24 protein-coding genes are annotated in these 20996 nt (G+C 70.8%); 17 read left to right on the top strand and 7 right to left on the bottom strand.

All coding sequences use genetic code 11. The annotated features are described in order from the left end of the window. The first annotated feature begins 24 nt into the window (after nt 1–24). From idi to phoU, 4 genes are all read left to right on the top strand, one after another. On the top strand, nt 25–588 hold the full coding sequence (idi, locus tag H5965_RS10620) for an isopentenyl-diphosphate Delta-isomerase (protein ID WP_310969430.1): 564 nt from the start codon (nt 25–27) through the stop codon (nt 586–588). Nucleotides 589–708: 120 nt separating this feature from the next. After that, nucleotides 709–1383: a GGDEF domain-containing protein gene (locus H5965_RS10625; protein WP_310969685.1), complete on the top strand. Its 675-nt coding sequence runs from the start codon at nt 709–711 to the stop codon at nt 1381–1383. A 1491-nt stretch (nt 1384–2874) separates the two neighbouring features. After that, on the top strand, nt 2875–4314 hold the full coding sequence (locus tag H5965_RS10630; protein ID WP_310969432.1) for an LCP family protein: 1440 nt from the start codon (nt 2875–2877) through the stop codon (nt 4312–4314). Nucleotides 4315–4397: 83 nt separating this feature from the next. Continuing rightward, the gene (gene phoU / locus H5965_RS10635; protein WP_310969434.1) at nt 4398–5063 is read left to right on the top strand and encodes a phosphate signaling complex protein PhoU; all 666 of its coding nucleotides are present in this window, start codon (nt 4398–4400) and stop codon (nt 5061–5063) included. Nucleotides 5064–5124: 61 nt separating this feature from the next. On the opposite strand, the gene pstB is transcribed toward phoU, so the two are convergent. From pstB to H5965_RS10665, 6 genes are all read right to left on the bottom strand, one after another. Next, nucleotides 5125–5901, bottom strand: a complete 777-nt coding sequence (gene pstB, locus H5965_RS10640; RefSeq protein WP_086862623.1) for a phosphate ABC transporter ATP-binding protein PstB — start codon at nt 5899–5901, stop codon at nt 5125–5127. A 10-nt stretch (nt 5902–5911) separates the two neighbouring features. Beyond that, nucleotides 5912–6832, bottom strand: coding sequence for a phosphate ABC transporter permease PstA (pstA, locus tag H5965_RS10645; RefSeq protein WP_310969436.1), 921 nt, complete (start codon nt 6830–6832; stop codon nt 5912–5914). Between the two features lie 2 nt (nt 6833–6834). Next, nucleotides 6835–7758, bottom strand: coding sequence for a phosphate ABC transporter permease subunit PstC (gene pstC / locus H5965_RS10650; RefSeq protein ID WP_310969686.1), 924 nt, complete (start codon nt 7756–7758; stop codon nt 6835–6837). A 195-nt stretch (nt 7759–7953) separates the two neighbouring features. Continuing rightward, a complete protein-coding gene (pstS, locus tag H5965_RS10655) occupies nt 7954–9084 on the bottom strand; it encodes a phosphate ABC transporter substrate-binding protein PstS (RefSeq protein WP_310969687.1) in 1131 nt (376 codons plus the stop codon). 225 nt (nt 9085–9309) lie between these two features. Beyond that, nucleotides 9310–10209: a mycothiol synthase gene (gene mshD, locus H5965_RS10660; RefSeq protein WP_310969437.1), complete on the bottom strand. Its 900-nt coding sequence runs from the start codon at nt 10207–10209 to the stop codon at nt 9310–9312. Nucleotides 10210–10280: 71 nt separating this feature from the next. Beyond that, nucleotides 10281–11030 (bottom strand): response regulator transcription factor, encoded by a 750-nt coding sequence (locus tag H5965_RS10665; protein WP_310969438.1) that lies wholly within the window; start codon nt 11028–11030, stop codon nt 10281–10283. Nucleotides 11031–11180: 150 nt separating this feature from the next. On the opposite strand from H5965_RS10665, the gene H5965_RS10670 reads away from it, so the two are divergent. The 10 genes from H5965_RS10670 (at nt 11181) to H5965_RS10715 (ending at nt 17210) form a co-directional block, all read left to right on the top strand. Beyond that, the gene (locus H5965_RS10670; protein WP_310969439.1) at nt 11181–12080 is read left to right on the top strand and encodes a DUF2993 domain-containing protein; all 900 of its coding nucleotides are present in this window, start codon (nt 11181–11183) and stop codon (nt 12078–12080) included. 10 nt (nt 12081–12090) lie between these two features. Then, the gene (locus H5965_RS10675; RefSeq protein ID WP_310969440.1) at nt 12091–12519 is read left to right on the top strand and encodes a thioredoxin family protein; all 429 of its coding nucleotides are present in this window, start codon (nt 12091–12093) and stop codon (nt 12517–12519) included. Between the two features lie 85 nt (nt 12520–12604). Continuing rightward, complete coding sequence (locus tag H5965_RS10680; protein ID WP_310969441.1) at nt 12605–12703, top strand: putative leader peptide; 99 nt, start codon at nt 12605–12607, stop codon at nt 12701–12703. Between the two features lie 81 nt (nt 12704–12784). Further along, on the top strand, nt 12785–13216 hold the full coding sequence (locus tag H5965_RS10685) for a DUF4395 domain-containing protein (RefSeq protein ID WP_310969442.1): 432 nt from the start codon (nt 12785–12787) through the stop codon (nt 13214–13216). Nucleotides 13217–13247: 31 nt separating this feature from the next. Continuing rightward, on the top strand, nt 13248–14084 hold the full coding sequence (locus H5965_RS10690) for a sulfurtransferase (RefSeq protein WP_310969443.1): 837 nt from the start codon (nt 13248–13250) through the stop codon (nt 14082–14084). Beyond that, nucleotides 14084–14395, top strand: coding sequence for a DUF1416 domain-containing protein (locus H5965_RS10695; RefSeq protein ID WP_310969444.1), 312 nt, complete (start codon nt 14084–14086; stop codon nt 14393–14395). The genes H5965_RS10690 and H5965_RS10695 overlap by 1 nt, the downstream gene beginning before the upstream one ends. A gap of 233 nt (nt 14396–14628) precedes the next feature. Further along, the gene (locus tag H5965_RS10700) at nt 14629–15243 is read left to right on the top strand and encodes an FABP family protein (protein ID WP_310969445.1); all 615 of its coding nucleotides are present in this window, start codon (nt 14629–14631) and stop codon (nt 15241–15243) included. Nucleotides 15244–15247: 4 nt separating this feature from the next. After that, on the top strand, nt 15248–15844 hold the full coding sequence (pxpB, locus tag H5965_RS10705) for a 5-oxoprolinase subunit PxpB (protein ID WP_310969446.1): 597 nt from the start codon (nt 15248–15250) through the stop codon (nt 15842–15844). Beyond that, nucleotides 15841–16686: a biotin-dependent carboxyltransferase family protein gene (locus H5965_RS10710; protein ID WP_396136883.1), complete on the top strand. Its 846-nt coding sequence runs from the start codon at nt 15841–15843 to the stop codon at nt 16684–16686. The genes pxpB and H5965_RS10710 overlap by 4 nt, the downstream gene beginning before the upstream one ends. A gap of 98 nt (nt 16687–16784) precedes the next feature. Next, nucleotides 16785–17210, top strand: coding sequence for a hypothetical protein (locus H5965_RS10715; protein WP_310969447.1), 426 nt, complete (start codon nt 16785–16787; stop codon nt 17208–17210). Here H5965_RS10715 and H5965_RS10720 read toward each other — a convergent pair. After that, nucleotides 17189–18037, bottom strand: a complete 849-nt coding sequence (locus H5965_RS10720; RefSeq protein WP_310969448.1) for an aminodeoxychorismate lyase — start codon at nt 18035–18037, stop codon at nt 17189–17191. The genes H5965_RS10715 and H5965_RS10720 overlap by 22 nt on opposite strands. Nucleotides 18038–18068: 31 nt before the next feature. Between H5965_RS10720 and H5965_RS10725 the strand changes: the two genes are divergently transcribed. From H5965_RS10725 to H5965_RS10735, 3 genes are read left to right on the top strand one after another with little or no spacing between them, the layout of a single operon-like run. Then, the gene (locus H5965_RS10725; RefSeq protein ID WP_310969449.1) at nt 18069–19199 is read left to right on the top strand and encodes a folate-binding protein; all 1131 of its coding nucleotides are present in this window, start codon (nt 18069–18071) and stop codon (nt 19197–19199) included. A gap of 49 nt (nt 19200–19248) precedes the next feature. Beyond that, a complete protein-coding gene (locus tag H5965_RS10730) occupies nt 19249–19812 on the top strand; it encodes an aerial mycelium formation protein (RefSeq protein ID WP_310969450.1) in 564 nt (187 codons plus the stop codon). Next, nucleotides 19809–20741: an asparaginase gene (locus H5965_RS10735; RefSeq protein ID WP_310969451.1), complete on the top strand. Its 933-nt coding sequence runs from the start codon at nt 19809–19811 to the stop codon at nt 20739–20741. Before H5965_RS10730 ends, H5965_RS10735 begins: the two co-directional genes overlap by 4 nt. Nucleotides 20742–20996 lie beyond the last annotated feature (255 nt).

The raw sequence follows: 20996 nt of genomic DNA on the forward strand, positions 1-20996 counted from the left end.
GGGCCGTCGTGTTCACTGGGGCACGTGGATACCGCGACCGAACCCGAGACCGAGCAGGTCGTCTTCGTCACCGAGGACGGCGTGCCCACCGGCGAGACCGGCCCGAAGCTGGCCAGCCACCACGAGCACACCCGGTTGCACCTGGCCTTCTCGTGCTACGTCCTGCGGCGCAGCGACAACGCCCTGCTGATCACCCAGCGCGCCCTCCACAAGAAGGTGTGGCCGGGGGTCTGGACCAACAGCGTCTGCGGCCACCCCGCACCCGGCGAAGCGCTCGAGGACGCCGTCCGGCGCCGCGCGGACTACGAGCTCGGCCTGCCGTCGCTGTCGGAGCTGCACTGCGTGCTGCCGAGCTACCGCTACCGGACGCCGCCGTTCCAGGGGATCGTCGAGAACGAGTTCTGCCCGGTGTTCGCCGCTTGGGCCGACGCCGAGCCGGCGCCGAACCCGGAAGAGGTCGGCGACTGGCGCTGGGTCACCTGGACTGACTACACGGAGTTACTGAACGATGTGACGGCTAATGTGAGTTACTGGGCCCAAGACCAGTACTCGCAGCTCAAGGGCATCGAGCCGTTCTCCGGGCTCTGAGTCGAGCACTTCGGAGAGTCACCGTCGCAGTCCCGTTTGAGCGAAATTCATCTTCTTCGGCATCGGTACCTCAAGCGCGGCCGTCCCCTCGACGACAACCAAGGGGTGGTGGAGGTCGGGATGGTCGCCGAGGGCGAAGGCGCGCTGGGCCGGACGGCCGGCCCGCAGCCGCCGGACCTGCTCCGCCTGCACGAGGCCGTCGCCGGTCTCTTCGCCACCCAGGGCGACTGGCGGCGTGCCTACCAGCACCTGCGGTCCGCACTGGACATCGCCCGCGACGGCAGCCTCCGCGACGCGCTGACGTCGAGTTACAACCGCCGTTACCTCGACGAGCGACTGTACGGACCGCTCACCGACCGTCCACCGCTGTCGCTGGCGCTGATCGATCTGGACCACTTCAAGAGCATCAACGACACGTACGGTCACCTCGTCGGCGATCGCGTCCTCCGCCGGGTCGCCGATCTCCTCCAGGAGAACCTGCCGCCAGACGGCTTCTGCGCCCGCTACGGCGGCGAGGAGTTCGTCCTGTGGTTGCCGGGCGTCGACGCCGGACGGGCCCTCGGTGTCGTCGACGGCGCCCGGCTGCGCGTCGCTCGTCATCCCTGGTCAGAACTCCAGCCGGGCCTGCGGGTGACCATCAGCGCCGGCCTGGCGCACGAGCCCGGCACGCCGTCGTCGCCGGAGCACCAGCTGCGCCGCGCGGACGGCCTGCTTTATGCCGCGAAACGCGCGGGCCGCAACAAAGTCGTCTATCACGACGCGCAAACGACACAGTTAATAACCCACTCTGAGTAACGCAAAGGGTGCATTACTCCGTCTGTCGACAAGGGGTATCACCCGTTTGTCGACGCCCACCGGCCGTTCGTCGACTCAAGGTGAAGAAAATTCCGATGGGGTGTCGTCACGAACGGGGGGTATCCGTACGATAACGAAAACCTCCGGGGGAACGATCACCTCCTGCGGGGGAAGACGGCCAAGTCGAAGCCACCCTTCGATCGCGCGAAAGGAGACCGAGTGCCGGACGAGCTCGACAGCCCGGGAACCGGTCGCCGCCTCGACGGTCCCGCGCGGCCCCGGCCCGGACGGCGCCGGTCGATGGAGGACCAGGGCGGGATCAGCGTCTCCGACGTCGTCGCCAAGACCACCGGCGCTCGCCCGGTGCCGCCCCGCGAGCAGCAGGACCGCTCCGACCAGCCGGGACGCCGGGTCCGCGCCGCCGAACCACCGGCCCCGCCGCGGTCGTCGCAGCCGCGCGCGCCGAGGTCCGCCCAGGGACCCGCTGAAGACCCAGTACCCACGGACGCCACACGTCAACCGCGCACCCCGCGCCCCCGCCAGCCCCGCCGCACGACGGCGGCCGCCCCGCTGCCCGAGGCCCCGCTCCAGCGACGCCCGCCGGCGGCCAACCCGGGCCCGCAGCAGACGTCGGCGGCGCAGCAGCCGCCCCGGCGCCCTCGCCGCCCGGGGGCCGAGGACGGGGCCGCACCTCGCCGCGCGCCGCGCCCGGACGCAGGTGCGCCCCAGCGGCCGACGCCGGACAGCCCGTCGCCCCGCCGGGCTGATGGGGCCGCGGGCCGCCGCCCGGCCGGTCCGGTCGACGCAGGTGCGCCACGGCCGGCCGCGGACGGCCCGGCGCCTCGCCGCACCGGAGAAGCCGCAGGCCGCCGCCCAGCCGACGCCGCGTCCCCGCGCGCCACGCCGGACAGCCCCGCACCTCGCCGCGCGGCCAACGGGGCCGCCGAAGGGGCCGCTCCCCAGCGCTCCGCCGCCGACGGCCAGGCACCTCGCCGAGCCGCCAACGGGGCCGCAGCTCCGCGCCCCGCCGCGGACGGCCCGGCACCCCGCCGCACCGGGGAGAACGCGGTACCCCGACGCTCGGCCGACGCCGCAACCCCGCGCGCCACGCCGGACAGCCCTGCGCCACGCCGAGGCGCCAACGGGGCCCCGCGGCCCGCCGCGGACGGCCCGACTCCCCGCCGCCCGGCCGACGCCGCGACCCCGCGCGCCACGCCGGACAGCCCCGCACCTCGCCGCGCCGCCAACGGGGCCCAGCGGCCCGCCGCGGACGGCCCGACTCCCCGCCGCCCGGCCGACGCCGCGACCCCGCGCGCCACGCCGGACAGCCCGGCGCCACGCCGAGGCGCCGGCGGTGGTCCCGGCGGCCGCCTCGCCGCAGCTTCGGCCGGCGCAGCCTCACGCGGCAACGAGGGCGCCGCAGCCGACGGCCCGGCAGCTCGCCGAGCGGCCGACGGAGCTGCAGCTCAGCACCCTGCCGCCGAAGGCTCTGTGCCGCCGCGGGCTGCTCTCGATCCGCTGACCATGACCGATGAAATGGAAGCGATCGACGAGGCCACCCAGTACCGGCGGAAGATCGATCACACCCTCGCCCGGTTCTCCGCGGCTCACGATGAGATGGAAGCCGAGGAAGCGAAGCGGCGCGAACGCCGTGAGCGGCTCTCGCCCGCGTCCATCCTCGAGAGCACCCGCACCGCCCTTCAGCGCGTTGTCACCACTACCTCCTCCGAAACAGCCGAAGCAGCCGACGCCGCCGAAGCCGAAGCAGCGGCCGAACTCAGCCGGCAGCAGGAAAAGAAGCGGCGGTCGGCTCTCGCCGGGCGGATCGCCGCCGCCGTTGTGGCCGGGCTGGTCTTCCTCGGGATCGGGGGTGCCTGGGGCGCTCAGACCTACTTCGACGCCAAGTTCACCCAGGTCTCCGCACTCGACGAGAACTCGTCCGACATCCAGGACGCCGAGGCGCAGGCCAACGACGAGAACTTCCTGATGGTCGGCTCCGACACCCGCGATGGCGCCTCCGCCGAGGAAGGCGTCGGCACCGCCGACAGCACACCCGGCGCGCGAAGCGACACCGTGATGGTCGCGCACATCCCGGCCGACCGGAAGCGGGTCGTCGTCACGTCGTTCCCTCGCGATCTCGAGATCAACCGGCCGGACTGCCAGAAGTGGGACCCGGCGCAGAACAAGACCACCGACGAGGTCTACAAGGGCGCGAAGTTCGCCAAGCTCAACACCGCCTACGCCGTCGGCGGGCCGGCCTGCGTCACCAAGGTGGTCCAGCAGATCACCGGGCTGCGGATCAACCACTTCGTCGGCATCGACTTCAACGGCTTCAAGGAGATGGTCGACGCGGTGCACGGCGTCACCATCCACAACGAGATCCCGATCGACGACAGCATCCTCGGCAAGGTGCTGCTGCAGACCGGCGACGTCACGATCTCCGGCGACCAGGCGCTGAACTTCGTCCGCGCGCGGCACGTCAAGGGCGACCCGACGTCCGACTACGGCCGGATCAAGCGGCAGCAGGAGTTCATCGGCGCGCTGCTGAAGAAGGTCATGTCCTCGGACGTCGTGCTCGATCCCGGGAAGCTCAGCGACTTCATCAACGCCTTCGCGAAGGCGACCTTCGGCGACAACCTCGGCGTCAAGCAGATGATGACGCTGGCGCAGTCGATGAAGGGCCTGGATCCGTCGAAGATCACCTTCCTCACCGTCCCGACGGTCGGCATGGCCAACAACCGCGGCAACGAGGTCCTCGTCGTCAGCAAGACCAAGGCGCTCTTCGACGCGCTGCGCAACAACACCCCGCTGCCCGACCCGAACGCGCCGGTCCCGGCCAGCGAGCAGGCGCCGCCGACCAGCACCTCGAAGTCGAAGAGCAGCGGCAGCTCCAAGTCGACCACCACCCGCAGGAGCAGCGGAAACGGCTGATCCGCGAGGATCGTTAGACCGGGTTCACGTGCGGTTCACCCGGCGATGCGGTATTCGGCCACCCTTGGCCGTAGGGTTGGCCCATGCGTGAGGCTTACCATGTCGAACTCGAACAGCTCGCCGACCACCTGGCCGCGATGTCCGTCCAGGTCGCCGACGCCATGGAGCGCGCCACGCGCGCCCTCCTGGAGGCCGACCTCAGTCTCGCCGAGCAGGTGATCAGCGACGACTCGAAGGTCGACGACGCCCGCGCCCAGTGCGAGGAGCAGGCGTACGCCCTGCTGGCCCTCCAGGCGCCCGTGGCGACCGATCTGCGCACGGTGCTCGCGGCGATCCACGCCGCGGAGAGCCTGGAGCGCATGGGCGACCTGGCGCTGCACGTGGCCAAGGCCGCGCGGCGCCGCCACCCGGAGCCGGTGCTGCCGGACTCCGTCCGCCCGTACTTCGCCGAGATGGGCGAGGTCGCGGTCAAGCTGGCCCGCCAGGTCGAGCAGGTCATCCACTCCAAGGACGTCGAAGCGGCGAAGACCATCGAGTCCGAGGACGACCAGGTGGACGACATCCACCGCCACCTGTTCACCGTCATCATGGACCGCGAGTGGCCGTACGGCGTCGCCTCCGCCGTCGACGTGACGCTGCTGGGCCGGTTCTACGAGCGCTACGCCGACCACGCGGTGTCGGTCGCGAAGCGGATGATCTTCGTGGTCACCGGCAAGATGCCGGGCTACGGCACCGACGACGACATCTGAGCCACGCCAAGCGAAAACGCCCCCGGCCGCGACCGGGGGCGTTTTCAATTCCCTTGTGGACTCAGCCGAACCGGCCGGAAATGTAGTCTTCCGTGGCCTTTTCGTCCGGGTTGGAGAAGATCTTCTCCGTGTCGTTCAGCTCCACCAGCCGGCCCGGCTGGCCGACCCCGGCGAGGTTGAAGAACGCCGTCTGGTCGGAAACCCGGGCCGCCTGCTGCATGTTGTGCGTCACGATGACGATCGTGTAGTCCTTCTTCAGCTCGCCGATCAGGTCCTCGATCGCCAGTGTGGAGATCGGGTCCAGGGCCGAGCAGGGCTCGTCCATCAGCAGCACGTCCGGCTGGACCGCGATCGCGCGGGCGATGCAGAGCCGCTGCTGCTGACCGCCCGACAGACCGCCGCCCGGCTTGTTCAGGCGGTCCTTGACCTCGTTCCACAGGTTCGCGCCGCGCAGGGCGCGCTCGGCGATGTCGTCGAGGGTCTTCTTGCCCTTGGTGCCGCCCAGCTTCAAGCCCGCGACGACGTTGTCCTTGATGGACATCGTCGGGAACGGGTTGGGGCGCTGGAAGACCATGCCGATCGTGCGGCGCACCTGGACCGGGTCGACCGCCGAGGCGTAGATGTCCTCGCCGTCGAGCAGCACCTGGCCGTCCACGCGGGCACCCGGGATCACCTCGTGCATGCGGTTGAGCGTGCGCAGCACCGTCGACTTGCCACAGCCCGACGGGCCGATGAACGCGGTGACGTTGCGCGGCGGCACCGACAGGGTGACGCCGTCCACGGCGTGGAACTTGCCGTAGTAGATGTCCACGTCCTTGACGTCGATTCGCTTGGCCATCAGGAACAGCTCACTTCTTCTTCGGGGCGACGAGGCGCGCGAACACGGTGGCGAGGAGGTTGATGATCGCGATGATGAGCACGAGGGTCAGGGCCGCGCCCCAGATCCGGTCGAAGCCGACCGAGCCCGGGTCCATCGGGTTGCTGACGCGCTCGTTGTTCATCAGCAGCGGCAGCGCGGCCTGCTCGCCGCTGAAGATGTCCCAGTTCGTGTAGGCCGAGTAGCCGACCAGGACCAGCAGCGGCGCCGTCTCACCCATGACGCGGGCCAGCGCCATCATGATGCCGCCGATGATGCCGGACAGTGCCGTCGGCAGCACGATCTTCATGATCGTCTTCCACTTCGGCACGCCGAGCGCGTAGGAGGCCTCACGCAGGTCGTCCGGGACGATCCGCAGCATCTCCTCAGACGACCGGACGACGACCGGGATCATCAGCAGCACCAGGGCCAGCGATACCGCGAAACCGCTGCGCGGCAGGCCGAACGTGGTGATCCACAGCGCGTAGATGAACAGCGCCGCCACGATGGACGGGACACCGGAGAGGATGTCGACCATGAAGGTGGTCGCCTTCGCGAGCTTGCCGTTGCGGCCGTACTCGACGAGGTAGATCGCCACCAGCATGCCGATCGGCACGGCGATGATCGCGCACACCAGACCCTGCAGCAGGGTGCCGATGATGGCGTGCAGCACGCCGCCGCCGACCTCGTCGGACAGGACGTCACCGAAGTCTTCGGTCCACCAATTGCTGTAGGGGATCCGCTTGATGCCGTCGACGATCACCGTGTAGAGCACCCACACCAGCGGGACGACGGCGATCAGGAACGACAGCCAGACGAGCGTGGTCGCCAGTCCGTTCTTGACCTTGCGGGCCAGGCTGACCTGCTGGAAAGCGGGGGTCGAAGCGGGTGCTTCGAGCGTCGAGGTGGACATGCTCAGTCCCCCTTCTTGTCGCCGATGATGGAGCGTGCGGCGAAGTTCACGACGAAGGTGAGCACGAACAGCACCAGGCCGGCCGCGATGTACGCCCCGGCCGAGACTTCGTTGTTGAACTCGCTGTAGTTCGCCGCGATCTTCGACGCGAACGTGGCGCCGCCGTCGAAGAGGCTCCAGTCGAAGTTCTTGCCCTGCGGGATGAGCAGGATGACGGCCAGCGCGATCGTCTCGCCCAGCGCGCGGCCGAGGCCGAGCATGGACGCGCCGACGTAGCCCGCCTTGCCGAACGGCAGCACCGTCGTGCGGATGACCTCCCAGCGCGTCGCGCCGAGCGCCAGCGCGCCTTCGATGTGCGGGGTCGGCGTCCGCTCGAACACCTCGCGCGAGAGCGAGGTGATGATCGGCAGGATCATCACGGCCAGCACGATGCCGGCGGTGAAGATCGTGCCGCGCACGCTCGGCGCGACGTTGCCGGGCGCCAGCAGCGGGAACCACGAGAACGTGTCGTTGACCCACTGCGAGAACGGCTCGATCGCCGGGGCGAACACGAGGATGCCCCACAGGCCGAAGATGATCGACGGCACCGCGGCGAGCAGGTCGATGATGTAGGCGAACGGCCGGGCGAGCCGCGGCGGCGCGTACTGCGTCAGGAACAGCGCGATGCCCAGCGAGACCGGCATCGCGATGATCAGCGCCACGAGCGACGTCGCGACGGTCACCTCGAGCAGGTCGAGGATGCCGAACGACATGTTCGCCGGGTCGTTGGTCGACCAGCCGTGGTTGGTCAGGAAGTTGGCCTTGTTGGCCTGCAGCGCCGGGATGGCCTGGATGAGCAGGAAGAGCCCGATCAGGCCGATCAGGGCGACGACGAAGATCCCGGCCCCGGTGGTCAGGTTCTGGAAGATGCGGTCACCGGGCCGCACCTTCTTCGGTTTCTCGGCCGCGGGCGGCTGCTTGTCCGCCGGCGGGGCTGCTTGCTCCGAAATCGGGACCTCCGGGGGCGTCGTGACGGACGACGAACGCCCACCGGGGTCGCCGGTGGGCGTTCGCGTCGAGGATGACTCGCTCATCAGCTACTTCTGACCAGCCTCTATCACTCGGATGTCAGTCGCAACAGGTCAGGAGATGGCCTTGACCGCGGCCAGGACCTTGGTCTGCAGCGACTGCGGGATCGGCACGTAGCCCTTCGACGACAGCGGCTGCTGGCCGTCGGTGGCCGCCACCGTCAGGAACGCCTTGACGGCCTTCGCGACGTTCGGGTCCGCGTACTTCGAGCAGACGATCTCGTAGGTCGTCAGCAGCAGCGGGTACGCACCCGGGGTGTTGCTGGCGTAGATGCCGTTGAGGTCGAGCGCGAGGTCGTTGGAGCCGTCCTTGAGGAACTTCGCCGCGTCGAGGGACTTGGCGACGTTCGCCGCGTTGAGCTCGACGCCGCCGGAGCCGCTGTCGATCAGGGCCGGGGTCAGGCCGTCCTTGGCGAACGCGCCCTCGACGTAGGTGATGCCGCCGTCGGAGGCCTTCACCGCGGTCGCGACACCGTTGGAGCCCTGCGCACCGTTGCCGACGCCACCGTTGAACTTCTTGCCGGCACCCTTGGTCCAGTCGGCCTTCGCCGCGGCACCCAGGTACTTCTGGAAGTTGTCGGTGGTGCCCGACTCGTCGGCGCGCGAGACGACCTGGATGGCCTTGTCCGGCAGGTTCAGGCTCTCGTTGCCCTTGACGGCCTTGATGGCCGGGTCGTTCCACTTGGTGATGGCGCCGCTGAAGATCTTGGCGGTCACCGACGGGGTCAGCACCAGCTTGTCCACACCGGACAGCTTGTAGGCGACCGCGATCGGGCCGACGACCAGCGGGATGTTCCAGGCGTCGCTGGCGCAGCGCTTCTTGGCCGCCTCGGCGTCGGCGTCCTTGATCGGGGAGTCCGACCCGCCGAAGTCGATCTGGTTGGCGTTGAACTGCTTGACGCCCGCGCCCGAGCCGCTCGGGTTGTAGTTGACCTGCTGGCCCGAGCACTTCTTGCCGTACTGCTGTGTGAAGATGTCGATCGCGTTCTTCTGCGCCGACGAACCTTCCGCGGACAGCGGGCTCTTGCCACCGCACTGGACGTCGGCCGTCTCCGTCGCGGCGGGGGCAGCAGCGGAGCTCGAGCCGCTGCTGTTGGACGCCGCGGGGTCGGTGCCACAGGCGGCGAGCACGAGAGCGGCGCTCGCCACGATGCCGACCGCGCTCAGGGGCCGCATGATCTTCACTGCTGTTTCCTCCATCAGGAGCTTGACCGGGTCGTCGCGGCGTGCTGCCGCGCCGGATCCGGACATTAGGCAGCCACGGTGGACGGGCGCCCCTCTCCAGATGAACGGAAAGTGAACAAGGTGCCGGGTGTGAGCAGTGCTACTAGCCCGAAAGAGTGCCGTGTCCCGCCCGTGACCTGGGCGTTCGCACACTGTGACGGATTGTTGGCCCGCCGTTGGTAACGGTCACCGTCCGTATTGGACGTCTGTCTCGTACCGCGCGAACCCGAGTTTGGTGTAGACCGCCAACGCCGGCGCGTTGTCGCCTTCGACGTACAGGATGATCTGCCGCAGCCCCCGGTCCGCGAGGTACCGCAGCCCCGCCAGGGTGAGCGCCCGCCCGAGCCCGCCGCCCTGCGCGGCCGGGTCGACGCCGACGACGTACACCTCGCCGACGCGCTCGCCGCCGAACCGGCCGGGCGTCGGCTCGTGCACCTTCGTCCAGTGGAAGCCGATGACCTCGCCGTTTTCTTCGGCGAGGAAGAAGCCGTCGGCGTCGAACCAGGGCCGGGCTTCGTCGGCGCGGACGTCGTCGGCGGTCAGCGCGCCCTGCTCGGGGTGCCAGTCGAAGGCCCGGGCGTTGACCCGGACCACGGCGTCCTCGTCCTGGCCCGGTACGAACGTCCGCAGCGAGACGCCGTCGCGCAGGATCGGCTCCGGCCAGTCCGCGCCTTCGACGTCGACGTGCAGGATCAGCAGCTCGCGCTTGCGCTCCAGGCCGGTCTTCACCGCCAGTTTCCGCGCGGCCGGGTGATCGCCGTGGGCCCAGACGCGGAAGCCGACCGCGGCTCGCTCGTCGAGCGCCTGAAGCAGCTTCGCGCCGTAACCGCGGTCGCGGTGGGCGGGGTGCACGAACAGCTCGGCGACCTGGTGGCCGAAGGAGTCGCCGGTGGTGTCGAGGTGCGCGTAGCCGACGACTTCGCCCTCGACGCAGGCGACGAGGTGCTCACCGCCGTCGAACTCGCCGGGCAGCGGGCCCTCCGGCGCGACCTCGGGCCGCCCGTCGGCCTCCCGCACGGCCAGCAGCAGCCCGCGCACGTCCTCGAGCTGCTTTTCGTCCAGTTCCTGCCGCCACTCTCCGGTCACCCCTGCGACCGTACCCGCGGCCGAGGCAACGCGACGGTTGTCACCGCGTCCAGGTGAACGTGGGGACGTCGTCAGTGAGCGAGTTCGGGGGTCTCGGCGGGCGCTTCGGCCTGGGCCGGGACGCCCGGCCGCGGGCCGCCGCTCTTGGCCGGCCGCTCGAACTTGTAACCGACGTTGCGCACGGTGCCGATCATCTGCTCGTGCTCGGGGCCGAGCTTGGCGCGCAGCCGCCGCACGTGGACGTCGACCGTGCGCGTGCCACCGAAGAAGTCGTAGCCCCAGACCTCCTGCAGCAGCTGGGCGCGGGTGAACACCCGGCCGGCGTGCTGCGCGAGGTACTTGAGCAGCTCGAACTCCTTGTAGGTGAGCTCGAGGGTGCGCTTGCGCAGGCGCGCGGTGTAGGTCGCCTCGTCGATCACCAGCTCGCCGACCCGCAGCTCGGCGTCGACCTGGGCGGAACCGCCGTCGCGGGTCGTCACCAGGCGCAGCCGGGCGTCGACCTCGGCCGGGCCCGCGGTGGGCAGCAGGATGTCGTCGGTGCGCCACTCGGCGCTGACGGCGACGAGCCCGCCCTCGCCGACGACCGCGATGATCGGGGTGGCCGCCTCCTCCTCGCCGGTGCCCTTGAGCAGGCGGCAGAGGCTCTTCGCCGAGGCCAGGTCGCTGCGGGCGTCGAGGAGGATCACGTCACGGTGGCCCGCGTCGAGCAGGGCCGTCACCTCGGGAGCGCGGACGCGTACGGTGTGCGGCAGCAGGTCCAGCGCGGGAAGCACCGAGGTGGCGTCGGCCTCCGCAGTCAGTACCAGAAGGTCCAGGCTCATCAGCCGCACCGCCTTCGCGTCGTCGCCGCACAGCGGCGTTGGTCGGTGCTAAGTGAGAATAGCGGCTGAACGGCCGGGCACCTAACCCTTGCTGGATCGATCACACCTGGAGGAATCCCGGTGTCCCCGACGAACAGGAGTACGGACGCGATGGTGAGCAGGCCCGTGACCCGGGACGACCGACCCGCACCGAGGCCCGACGCACGACGCCGCGGCCGCCGGGCCCGGCGCTGGGTGATCGCACTGATCGTCCTGGTCCTGCTGCTGGTCGGCGCCGATTTCGGGGCCGCGGCGTTCGCCGAGCACATGATTTCGCAGAAGGCCCGCACGCAGCTGCAGCTGAGCGACGACCCGTCGGTGACGATCCACGGCTTCCCGTTCCTCACGCAGGCGCTCGGTGGTGACTACAGTCACATCAGCGTGTCCGCCGCCGGCGTCCCGGTCGCGGACAAGCTCCAGGACGTCGCGGTGAACGCCGAGCTCGAGGACGTCAAGGCGCCGCTGTCGGACCTCACGAACGGCAACACGAAGGCGATCACCATCGGCCAGCTGACCGGCTCGGTCACCATCAAGGCCGCCGACCTGGCCCGTCTCTCGCCGCTGGACAAGATCAAGGAACTGCGGATCGAGCCGTCGACCACCGAGTACGTCGAGAACGGCGACGCCGGGCAGAGCGAGCCGGCGCCGACCACGACGAAGACCACCGAGGGCCAGGCCGAGCAGGACGAGTCGCGCACCGGTGTCCGCATTTCGGGACACCTTCAGTTCGCGGGCAAGGATCTGGAAATCTTCTGTTTCGCGATGATCGAGGCGGACGCCGCCAAGGGCACGATCAACTTCGTCCCCAAGCGGCTGCAGTTCGGCAACGACCAGGAGACCACCGTGGTCCCGGCCGCGGTGCAGAAGGCGCTGATGCCGAACTTCAACGCCTCGATCAGTACGAAGGACCTGCCGCTGTCGGTCACCCCGACCGGCGTGCGGGTGCAGAGCGGATCGGTGACGATCAAGGGCAAGGCGGCGAACGTGTCGTTCGCGGACCTGAGCAAGTAGGGAGCGTGCGGTGACGGGGCTGTGGGTGCTCGTGGCGACGCTGGTGGCCGCCGCGGCCGTCGGCGGGCTGCTCAAGGCCCGCAACGGCCGCGTGCGGGACGCCAAGCCGGCCGCTCGCGAGCTGCCCGCCCCCGTCACCGACGTGCTCGACCCGGCGTCCGCCGTGACGCTGGTCCAGATCTCCACCACCTTCTGCGCGCCCTGCCGGCACGCGAAGGCCGTGCTCGCGCCGCTGGCCGAGCGGACCGACGGCCTGCACCACGTCGAACTCGACGTCACGAACCAGCCCGAGGTCGCGCAGTCGCTGTCCGTGCTGCGGACGCCGACCACGATCGCGCTGACCTCGGACGGCCGGGAGCTCCTGCGCGTCGGCGGCGTCCCCAAGGGCCCCGAGCTGCTGGCCGCCCTGCGGCCGCATCTCACAACGCGGACGTCCTGACCGGGATTTCTCCCGGATCCTGGGAATCGTCCCAAGGTATGAACGTGGTTCCCACCGTGAGAGAGCGCTGGGTACCCTCGCACCCGTGACCGGGCTGACCAGCTTCTTCCTGACGCAGCGGCGCGCAGTCGACCTCTGCCGCGTCCGCAGCAGCCTGTGTCGCGTTCAGTCCGACCGGCACTGAACTTCCCGATCCGGTCCCCGCCAGCCCTGATGCCGCTGACGCGTGCCGTTCGCACGCCCCCTTGCTCCAGCTGGAGGCACCATGTCCGCCGGACCGGCCGTCGACCCGCGAGGCCCGCGGTTCGCCGCCATCCTGACCACGATCGTGCTCGCGGTCGTGCTGGTCACCGAGTGGTGGCCGCTGCTGGCGATCCAGACCGTCGTCTTCGCCATCGGCGCGTTCGTCGGCCTGAAGCCGGCGCCGTATTCGCTGGTGTACCGCTATTTGATCGCCCCGCGCCTCGGTCCCACGACCGAGCGGGAGGACGCGGCGCCGCTGCGGTTCGCCCAGGCCGTCGGGTTCGTGTTCGCCCTGGTCGGCACGATCGGCTTCGCCGCCGGGATCACCCCGCTCGGCATCGTCGCGACGGCGTTCGCGCTCTTCGCGGCCTTCCTCAACGCGGCCTTCAACTTCTGCCTCGGCTGCGAAATGTTCTTGCTCATCAAACGCTTCAGCCCCGCCCGCGCGTCCTGAAAAGTTCAACCCCAGAAAGAGAGTCCGTTCCATGAGCCGTGAAGACGTCCTGGTCACCACCCAGTGGGCCGAGGAGAACCTGGACACCCCCGGCGTCGTGTTCGCCGAGGTCGACGAGGACACCACCGCCTACGACGCCGGCCACATCCGGGGCGCGGTGAAGTTCGACTGGCGGAAGGACCTGCAGGACGGGGTGCGCCGCGACTTCGTCTCCAAGGAGGGCTTCGAGAAGCTCCTCTCGGAGAAGGGCATCTCCAACGACGACCTCGTGATCCTCTACGGCGGCAACAACAACTGGTTCGCGGCGTACGCCTACTGGTACTTCAAGCTGTACGGCCACGAGAACGTCAAGCTGCTCGACGGCGGCCGCAAGAAGTGGGAGCTCGACGGCCGTGAGCTGAACTCCGACGAGGTCAAGCGCGACACCACCGACTACAAGGCGCAGGACCAGGACCTGTCGCTGCGGGCCTTCCGCGACGAGGTCGTCCAGTCGATCGGGTCGAAGAACTTCGTCGACGTGCGCTCGCCGGACGAGTTCTCCGGCAAGCTGCTCGCCCCGGCGCACCTGCCGCAGGAGCAGTCCCAGGTTCCCGGCCACATCCCCGGCGCGCTGAACGTGCCGTGGGCGAAGGTCGCCAACGAGGACGGCACCTTCAAGACCGAGGAAGAGATCAAGGAGCTGTACAAGGACGAGGGCATCGACGAGGGCAAGGGCACCATCGCCTACTGCCGCATCGGCGAGCGCTCGTCGATCGCGTGGTTCGCGCTCCACGAGCTGCTGGGCTACGAGGACGTGAAGAACTACGACGGTTCATGGACGGAATACGGCTCGCTCGTCGGCGTGCCGGTCGAGTTGGGAGCCAAGTGATGGCGGTTGACGACAGCTGCGGCGCACCGGTCCAGGAGGCCACGCCGGCGGACTTCGACACGCGCGGGCAGGTCGTGCTCGCCGGCAAGGTGACCGGAGCGAACGGGCCGGTCGGCGGCGCGTTCGTCCGGCTCCTCGACGGCGGCGGCGACTTCACCGGCGAGGTCGTCTCGTCGGCCGACGGCGACTTCCGCTTCTACGCGGCGCCGGGCGAGTGGACGGTGCGCGCGCTGCACCGCTCCGGCAACGGCGAAGCTTCGGTCACCGCCGAGGGCCCCGGCCTGCACCAGCTGGCCATCTCGGTCGCCTGAGTTCCGCTTCACCCCGCGAAGGCCTCCCCGCTCCGGCAGGGAGGCCTTCGCGCGTTCCGGCCGGGTGACCGTGCTCACCGCGCCGACCCTGCGCAGGGCCGTTCCGGACCGGGCGGACTATTCTGCGGGGCGTGGAAGCCTTCTTTACGACTCTGCTGGTCCTCGCCGGCATCGCGATCACCTGGTTCGCCGTGTACGTCGTCTACCGGCTGTACGCGGACCAGCGCTGACCCATGACCGCCAGCGGCGACGAAGCCATCGTGGCAGCGGAGAAGCGCGCGGAAAGCACCCGCACGCGCAACCTCCCGCTGTGGGACGACCTGCCCATCCCGAACGACACCGCGAACCTGCGCGAGGGGCCGAACCTCAACGACGCCTGCCTCGCGCTGCTGCCGCTCGTCGGTGTCTGGCGCGGTGAGGGCGAGGTCGACTACCCGACCATCGAGGGCCCGTACAAGTTCGCGCAGCAGTTGACGATCTCCCACGACGGCCGCCCGTTCCTGATCCACGAATCCCGCGCGTGGCTGCTGGACGAAGACGGCAACGTCATCCGGCCCGCCGCCCGCGAGTCCGGGTTCTGGCGGCCGCAGGAAGACGACACGATCGAGCTGCTGCTCACCCACAACACCGGCATCGTCGAGCTGTACTACGGCAAGCCGCGCAACCAGACGTCCTGGGAGCTCGGCACCGACGCGGTGATCCGCACGGCCACGGCCAAGGACGTCACCGCGGCCCAGCGCCTGTACGGCCTCATCGAAGGCTCCCTCGGCTACGTCGAGGAGCGGGCCATGGTGGGCCAGGAGATGCAGCCGCACACTTCGGCGCTGCTGCACCGCGTCGTCGGCTGACGCCGTGCGCTGGCGGCGGTGCGGCGAGGACGCCGCCCTGCTCGACTGCGACTCGCCGGACCAGCTGCGGGCCGCCCACGCGACCGTGCTCGCCGCCCGGCCACCCGGGGTCGTCGACCTCGTGCCGGGCGCGCGCAGCCTGCTCGTCGTCGGCGGCGTCGCGGCCGTGCGGGCCCTGCTCGAAGCCGCCGATCTCACGCACCCGCCCGCGGGCGAGCCCCGCGAAGTGACCCTCGACGTCCGCTACGACGGCCAGGATCTGGCCCTGATCGCCGCCGACGCCGGGGTTTCGCCCGAAGCCGTCGTCTCGATGCACACCGAAGCCGGCTACACGGTCGCGTTCACCGGGTTCGCGCCCGGCTTCGGCTACCTGACCGGGCTTCCGGCTCCGCTCCAGCAGCCACGCCTGGAGACGCCGCGCACCCGCGTCCCGGCCGGTTCGGTCGGGATCGCCGGCGAGTTCACCGGCGTCTACCCGCGCGAGTCGCCGGGCGGCTGGCGGCTGCTCGGGCACACGTCGGCGACGCTGTTCGACCCGCACGCGGACCCGCCCGCGTTGTTCGCGCCGGGGGATCGCGTGCGTTTCCGGAGCGTCCGGTGAGGAGCCTGGAGGTGCTCGATCCCGGGCGGTACGCGCTGGTCGAGGACCTCGGCCGGCCCGGGTACGCCCACCTCGGGGTCGCGCCATCGGGAGCGCTCGACCAGGTGTCGCTGCGGCTGGCGAACCGGCTCGTCGGCAACGCCGAGGACGCGGCGGGCATCGAGGCGCTGTTCGGCGGCCTCTCCGTGCGGTTCACGGCCGCGGCGACGGCGGCGGTCACGGGCCCGGCGGTCGACGTCCGGATCGACAGCCGTCCGGCCGGCTCCCACGCGCCCCTCGCTGTTCGCGCCGGGCAGACGTTGACGCTGGGGACGCCATCGGCAGGCCTGCGCTGCTACCTGGCCGTCTCCGGGGGCATCGCGGTCGAGCCGGTGCTGGGCAGCCGGTCCCGGGACGTCCTGTCCGGCATCGGGCCATCGCCGCTGAGCCGCGGTGACGTGCTGCCGCTCGGCACCCCGGGAATCCCCGCGGGCGCGGACGTCGTCGTGCCCGTGCGGGCGCCTGGTGAGCTCGTGGTGCCCGTGACGCTCGGCCCCCGCGACGACTGGTTCGCCGACCCGGCGGGCGGGCTCTCGGCGGGCTGGACGGTGACGGCCGAGTCGAACCGCGTCGGCCTGCGGCTGGACGGGACGCCGCTGCGGCGGGCCGTCGACGGCGAGCTGCCCAGCGAGGGCGTCGTCACCGGCGCGATCCAGGTGCCGCCGAGCGGGCTGCCGGTGGTGTTCCTCGCCGACCACCCGACGACCGGCGGCTATCCGGTCGCCGCCGTCGTGAAAACGGCCGCGCTGAGCGCCCTCGCGCAGGCTCGGCCGGGTACCCGAATCCGGTTCCGGCCTTCCTGAGCAAGGCGTACCGCCGCGCGGGTGAGACCCGGGTCACCCGGTGCACCCGTCCGGGTAGGGGTCGGAACCATGTCGCGCCGTCACCCGTCCTCATAAGCGTGGAACAGGTGACGATCAGCGGTGGCGCGGGTTTCCTCGACGTGAACGCACGGGCGCGGGCCGACCTGCCGCAATCGCTGCGGATCGCGCTGGCCACCGGGCAGCTGCGCCGTCCGCTGGCCACCACGCTGGGGCCGGTTCTCGACCTGCTCGTCGACGGCGACTACCGGGTCAGCGGCCCGGAGCGGCTGCCGGAAGACCAGCTGCTCACGCCGACCGACGCCTGGCCGCCGTCGGACGAGGCCCGCGTCGGCTACTACCGGACGGCCATCCGCACCGGGCACCGGCCGGTCGCGGTGGTGCTGGCCGACGGCGAACGCGAGCTGATCATCGACGGCCACCACAAGATCGCCGCCTACCGCGCCGAAGAGGTCGCCCCCGCCGTCGTCCGGATCACCCAGGGTCAGGCGTATTCGCCTTCGTAGGCCGCGACGAGCTCGGCGTACACCGCTTGGGAATCGCGCAGGCGCTCGCCGTCGAGGGTGTGCACCCGGGTCAGCTTGCGGACACTGGAGGCCATGAAGACGCCGTCGCCCTCGACGAGGTCGCGCACGGTCAGCGGCTCCACCTTGACCGCCCAGCCCGCCTTCTCGGCGCCGCGGAACAGCGCGGCCTGGGTGGTGCCCGGCAGGATCCCGATGCTCGACGGCGGCGTGTAGAGCGTCCGCCCCTTAGCGAGCACGACGGTCGAGGTCGGGCCTTCGAAGATCGATCCGTCGGCCGCGGTGAAAATCACATCTTCGGCTCCGCGGCGGCCCGCCTCCCGCACGGCGGCCATGTTCATCGCGTACGACAGCGGCTTCGCGCCGAGCAGCAGCCAGGGCGCGCGCTCGGCGAGATCCGGCGGGAAACCGCGTTCGAGGGTGATCGCGGCGACGCCTTCGGCGCGGGCCTTGAGGATCGCCGGGGCGACCTCCGAACCGAGCGCGAAACCGGTCGGCGCCACGGCCGGGTCGCCGTCGGATCCCCTCGTGTACACCAGTTTCAGCACCATTTCGGGGCCACCGGCCCACCTTTCGAGCACCAGCGAAACGACCCGCTCCCAGGCCGCGAGATCGGGCTCGGGGAGGTCGAGCATGGCCGCCGAACGGGCCAGCCGGTCGAGGTGCGGCCGGAGCTCGCGGGGCCGGCCGTCGACGACGAGGATCGTCTCGAAGACGCCGTCGCCGCGCAGCAGCCCGAGGTCGTCGACCTTGATCTGGGCCGCATCGGGGTCGGCCGGGGTTCCGTCGAGGAAGACGAGCACGCGCATGCCGACACCGTACTCACCTAGGCTGGGCGGTATGCCGTACCGCTCGCCGCTGCTGGACGTGCCCGGATCGATCCCCGCACCCGACGACCACCCCGAAGCCGGCGTCCCCTGGCACTGGGGAGACCCCTTCGCGGAGCAGCGCACGGCCTCGCGCAGCGTGGTCGTGATCGACCGGTCGCACCGCGAGTTCCTCGCCGTGACCGGCGAAGACCGGCTGTCCTGGCTGCACCTGGTGATCTCCCAGCACGTGACCGGCCTGGCCGAGGGCTCCGGCACCGAGGCGCTGGTCCTCGACAGCCAGGGCCGGGTCGAGACGCACATGGTGCTGGCGCACCTCGACGGCACGGTCTATCTCGACACCGACGCCGGCGCGCACGTGACGAGCGCGCTGCCCAAGGGCGGCCCCCAGACGCTGCACGAGTACCTCGAGGCGATGAAGTTCTGGTCCAAGGTGGACATCCGGGACGCGACGGGCGAACTGGCGCTGCTCACCGTGCTCGGCCCGGACGCCGAGCGCGTGCTGAGCGCGGTCGGCGCCGAGGTCGGCCCGGAGCCGTACGCCGTGGCGGCGCTGCCGGGCGGCGGGTTCGCGCGCCGGATGCCGTGGCCCGGCCGGTGGAGCGTCGACCTGGCGGTGCCGCGCGCGGCGCTGACGGACTGGTGGCAGCGGTTGACCGATGCGGGGGCGCGGGCGGCGGGCAGCTGGGTGTTCGACGCGCTGCGCGTCGAATCGGTGCGGCCGCGGCTGGGCGTCGACACCGACGATCGCACGATCCCGCACGAAGTGGGCTGGGTCGGCTCGGCCGCGCACGTGGCGAAGGGCTGCTACCGCGGCCAGGAAACGGTGTCGAAGGTCCACAATGTGGGACGCCCGCCGCGGAACCTGCTGCTGCTGCACCTCGACGGCTCGCCCGAGGTCACCCCGGAGACCGGCGACCCGCTGCTGCTCGACGGCCGGACGGTCGGCCGGATCGGCACGGTCATCCAGCACCACGAGCTCGGCCCGATCGCGTTGGCGCTGGTCAAACGGTCGACACCGGTGGGCGCGGAGCTGCTGGCGGGATCGGAGGACAACCTTGTCCAGGCGGCGATCGACCCCGACTCGGTGCCCGCGGAACAGCCCGCGCCGGGCCGTGCGGCGGCGGCGCAACTCCGTGGCTGAACGAAAGCCCCTGACAGCGAGATCACGCTCAACCGGGATAAACTGCGCTGTGATCGAAGTGCGGCCCGGTGGCAGGCGGCGGATCGACCGCGTGCTCGGCCCGGGGTACCTCAGCGGCCTGGGTGAACTGCCGCTGAACGTGCTGCGCGAGCGGCGCGATGAAGCCGCGCAGGAAGAGACCGACCTGTCCTACCTGCGCCGTCTCCTGCACGCCCGGATCGACATCGTGCGCGCGGAGCAGGCCCGGCGCAGCTCGGGCGGCGAAGCGAGCATCGTCGACCAGCTGGCGACGATCCTGGCCGACAACGCACTGGGCCCGGCGGCGGGCTCGGGCCGGCACCAGCAGCTGGAGCCGTCCCGCGCCGGCGAGCACCGCCGGCACGCGGAAGCCCTGATCGGCGACACAGACCTGACGGACGTCGAGTCCCTGTCGGACGAGAAGCTCGCTTCCGCGTTGGACACGTACGCGCGCGAAGAGCTGTCGGTGTCGTCGTTCCGGCGTGAGGTCCAGGGCGTGATGGACACGCTGAACGCGGAGATCGCGAAGCGCTACCAGCAGGGATCGGCCACAGTGGACGAGCTGCTGGAGAACGAAGGCGGCCGCGGCGAGTGAACAACCCGGTGCTCGCCGAAGTCGTGCGGTCGGGTTTCGTCGAAAGCGTCCACCGTGGCGCGTTGGTGATCACCGGCCCGGAGGGCGCGGTCCGGCTGGCGCTGGGCGACGTGGTCTCGCCGGTGTACCCGAGGTCGTCGAACAAGCCGCTGCAGGCGGTCGGCATGCTGCGCGCGGGCCTGGATTTCACGGGCGAGGACCTGGCGCTGGCGTGCGCCTCGCATTCGGGCGAGCCCGGGCACGTGAAGCGGGTCCTGGAGCTGCTTTCGGCCGCGGGCCTGAGCGAGACCGACTTGGCGTGCCCGCCGGACTTCCCGTTGCACGTGCCGAGCATGCGCGACGCGGCCGAGCCCCGGCGGGTGATGATGAACTGTTCGGGCAAGCACACGGCAATGCTGACGACGTGCGTCCGGGCGGGCTGGCCGGTGCCGGGGTATGCCGAGCCGGACCACCCGCTGCAGCAGCACCTCGCTGAGGTCGTGTCGTCGCTGGTGGGTGAGCCGATCGCCCACACGGGTGTCGACGGGTGCGGAGCGCCGTTGTTCGCGTTTTCCCTGACGGGTCTGGCGCGGGCGTTCGGCCGGATCGCGGCGGCTTCGGAGGGTCCTTCGGCGGAGGTGGCTTCGGCGATGCGGGCGAACCCGTGGCTGGTGGCGGGGACGGGCCGCGAGGACACGGCGCTGATGTCCGGTGTGGAGGGTCTGCTCGCGAAGGCGGGCGCGGAGGGCGTCCAAGCGTTCGCGTTGCCGGACGGCTTCGCAGTGGCGATCAAGATGGACGACGGGGCCAAGCGGGCCTGCGCACCGCTGGCGGTGGCGGCGCTGCGGTATCTGGGGGTGGACGTGTCGGGCCTCGAGGAGCTGGCACACCCGACGGTCTTGGGTGGAGGGCAGCCGGTGGGCGAGATCCGGGTGCCGGAACTGCGCTGACGGCTGCCTGGCCGCCTCCACCGCGCCGCCCCTGTTGCGCTGCCTGGCCGCGCCGCCGAACCCGCCTGGCCACTTCCGCCGCGCCGCCGAACGCCGCTGGCCCCCTTCACCGCGTCGCCGAAGCCATCGGCCGCTCCTTTTAACGCAGCCGGGGCCAGCCGATCGTCGCGGCTGCTGCTCAGCGAAGTCCGCGGCGATTCGTGGTTGAGCAGCCCCCGTTTTCCACGCTACCGGCGGGCACCGACAGTTTCGGGC

Origin of the sequence: Amycolatopsis sp. 505 (genome assembly GCF_031625235.1) — a bacterium.
Classification (GTDB): domain Bacteria; phylum Actinomycetota; class Actinomycetes; order Mycobacteriales; family Pseudonocardiaceae; genus Amycolatopsis.

Bases quoted from the DNA above. Each gene is read 5' to 3' on its own strand.
- H5965_RS10625 (WP_310969685.1), top strand. From the start codon at position 709: ATGGTCGCCGAGGGCGAAGGCGCGCTGGGCCGGACGGCCGGCCCGCAG.
- H5965_RS10665 (WP_310969438.1), bottom strand. From the start codon at position 11,030: ATGAGCCTGGACCTTCTGGTACTGACTGCGGAGGCCGACGCCACCTCG.
- H5965_RS10670 (WP_310969439.1), top strand. From the start codon at position 11,181: ATGGTGAGCAGGCCCGTGACCCGGGACGACCGACCCGCACCGAGGCCC.
- H5965_RS10695 (WP_310969444.1), top strand. From the start codon at position 14,084: ATGGCGGTTGACGACAGCTGCGGCGCACCGGTCCAGGAGGCCACGCCG.
- phoU (WP_310969434.1), top strand. From the start codon at position 4,398: ATGCGTGAGGCTTACCATGTCGAACTCGAACAGCTCGCCGACCACCTG.
- H5965_RS10690 (WP_310969443.1), top strand. From the start codon at position 13,248: ATGAGCCGTGAAGACGTCCTGGTCACCACCCAGTGGGCCGAGGAGAAC.
- H5965_RS10700 (WP_310969445.1), top strand. From the start codon at position 14,629: ATGACCGCCAGCGGCGACGAAGCCATCGTGGCAGCGGAGAAGCGCGCG.
- H5965_RS10725 (WP_310969449.1), top strand. From the start codon at position 18,069: ATGCCGTACCGCTCGCCGCTGCTGGACGTGCCCGGATCGATCCCCGCA.
- pstB (WP_086862623.1), bottom strand. From the start codon at position 5,901: ATGGCCAAGCGAATCGACGTCAAGGACGTGGACATCTACTACGGCAAG.
- H5965_RS10720 (WP_310969448.1), bottom strand. From the start codon at position 18,037: ATGCGCGTGCTCGTCTTCCTCGACGGAACCCCGGCCGACCCCGATGCG.
- pstA (WP_310969436.1), bottom strand. From the start codon at position 6,832: ATGTCCACCTCGACGCTCGAAGCACCCGCTTCGACCCCCGCTTTCCAG.
- H5965_RS10685 (WP_310969442.1), top strand. From the start codon at position 12,785: ATGTCCGCCGGACCGGCCGTCGACCCGCGAGGCCCGCGGTTCGCCGCC.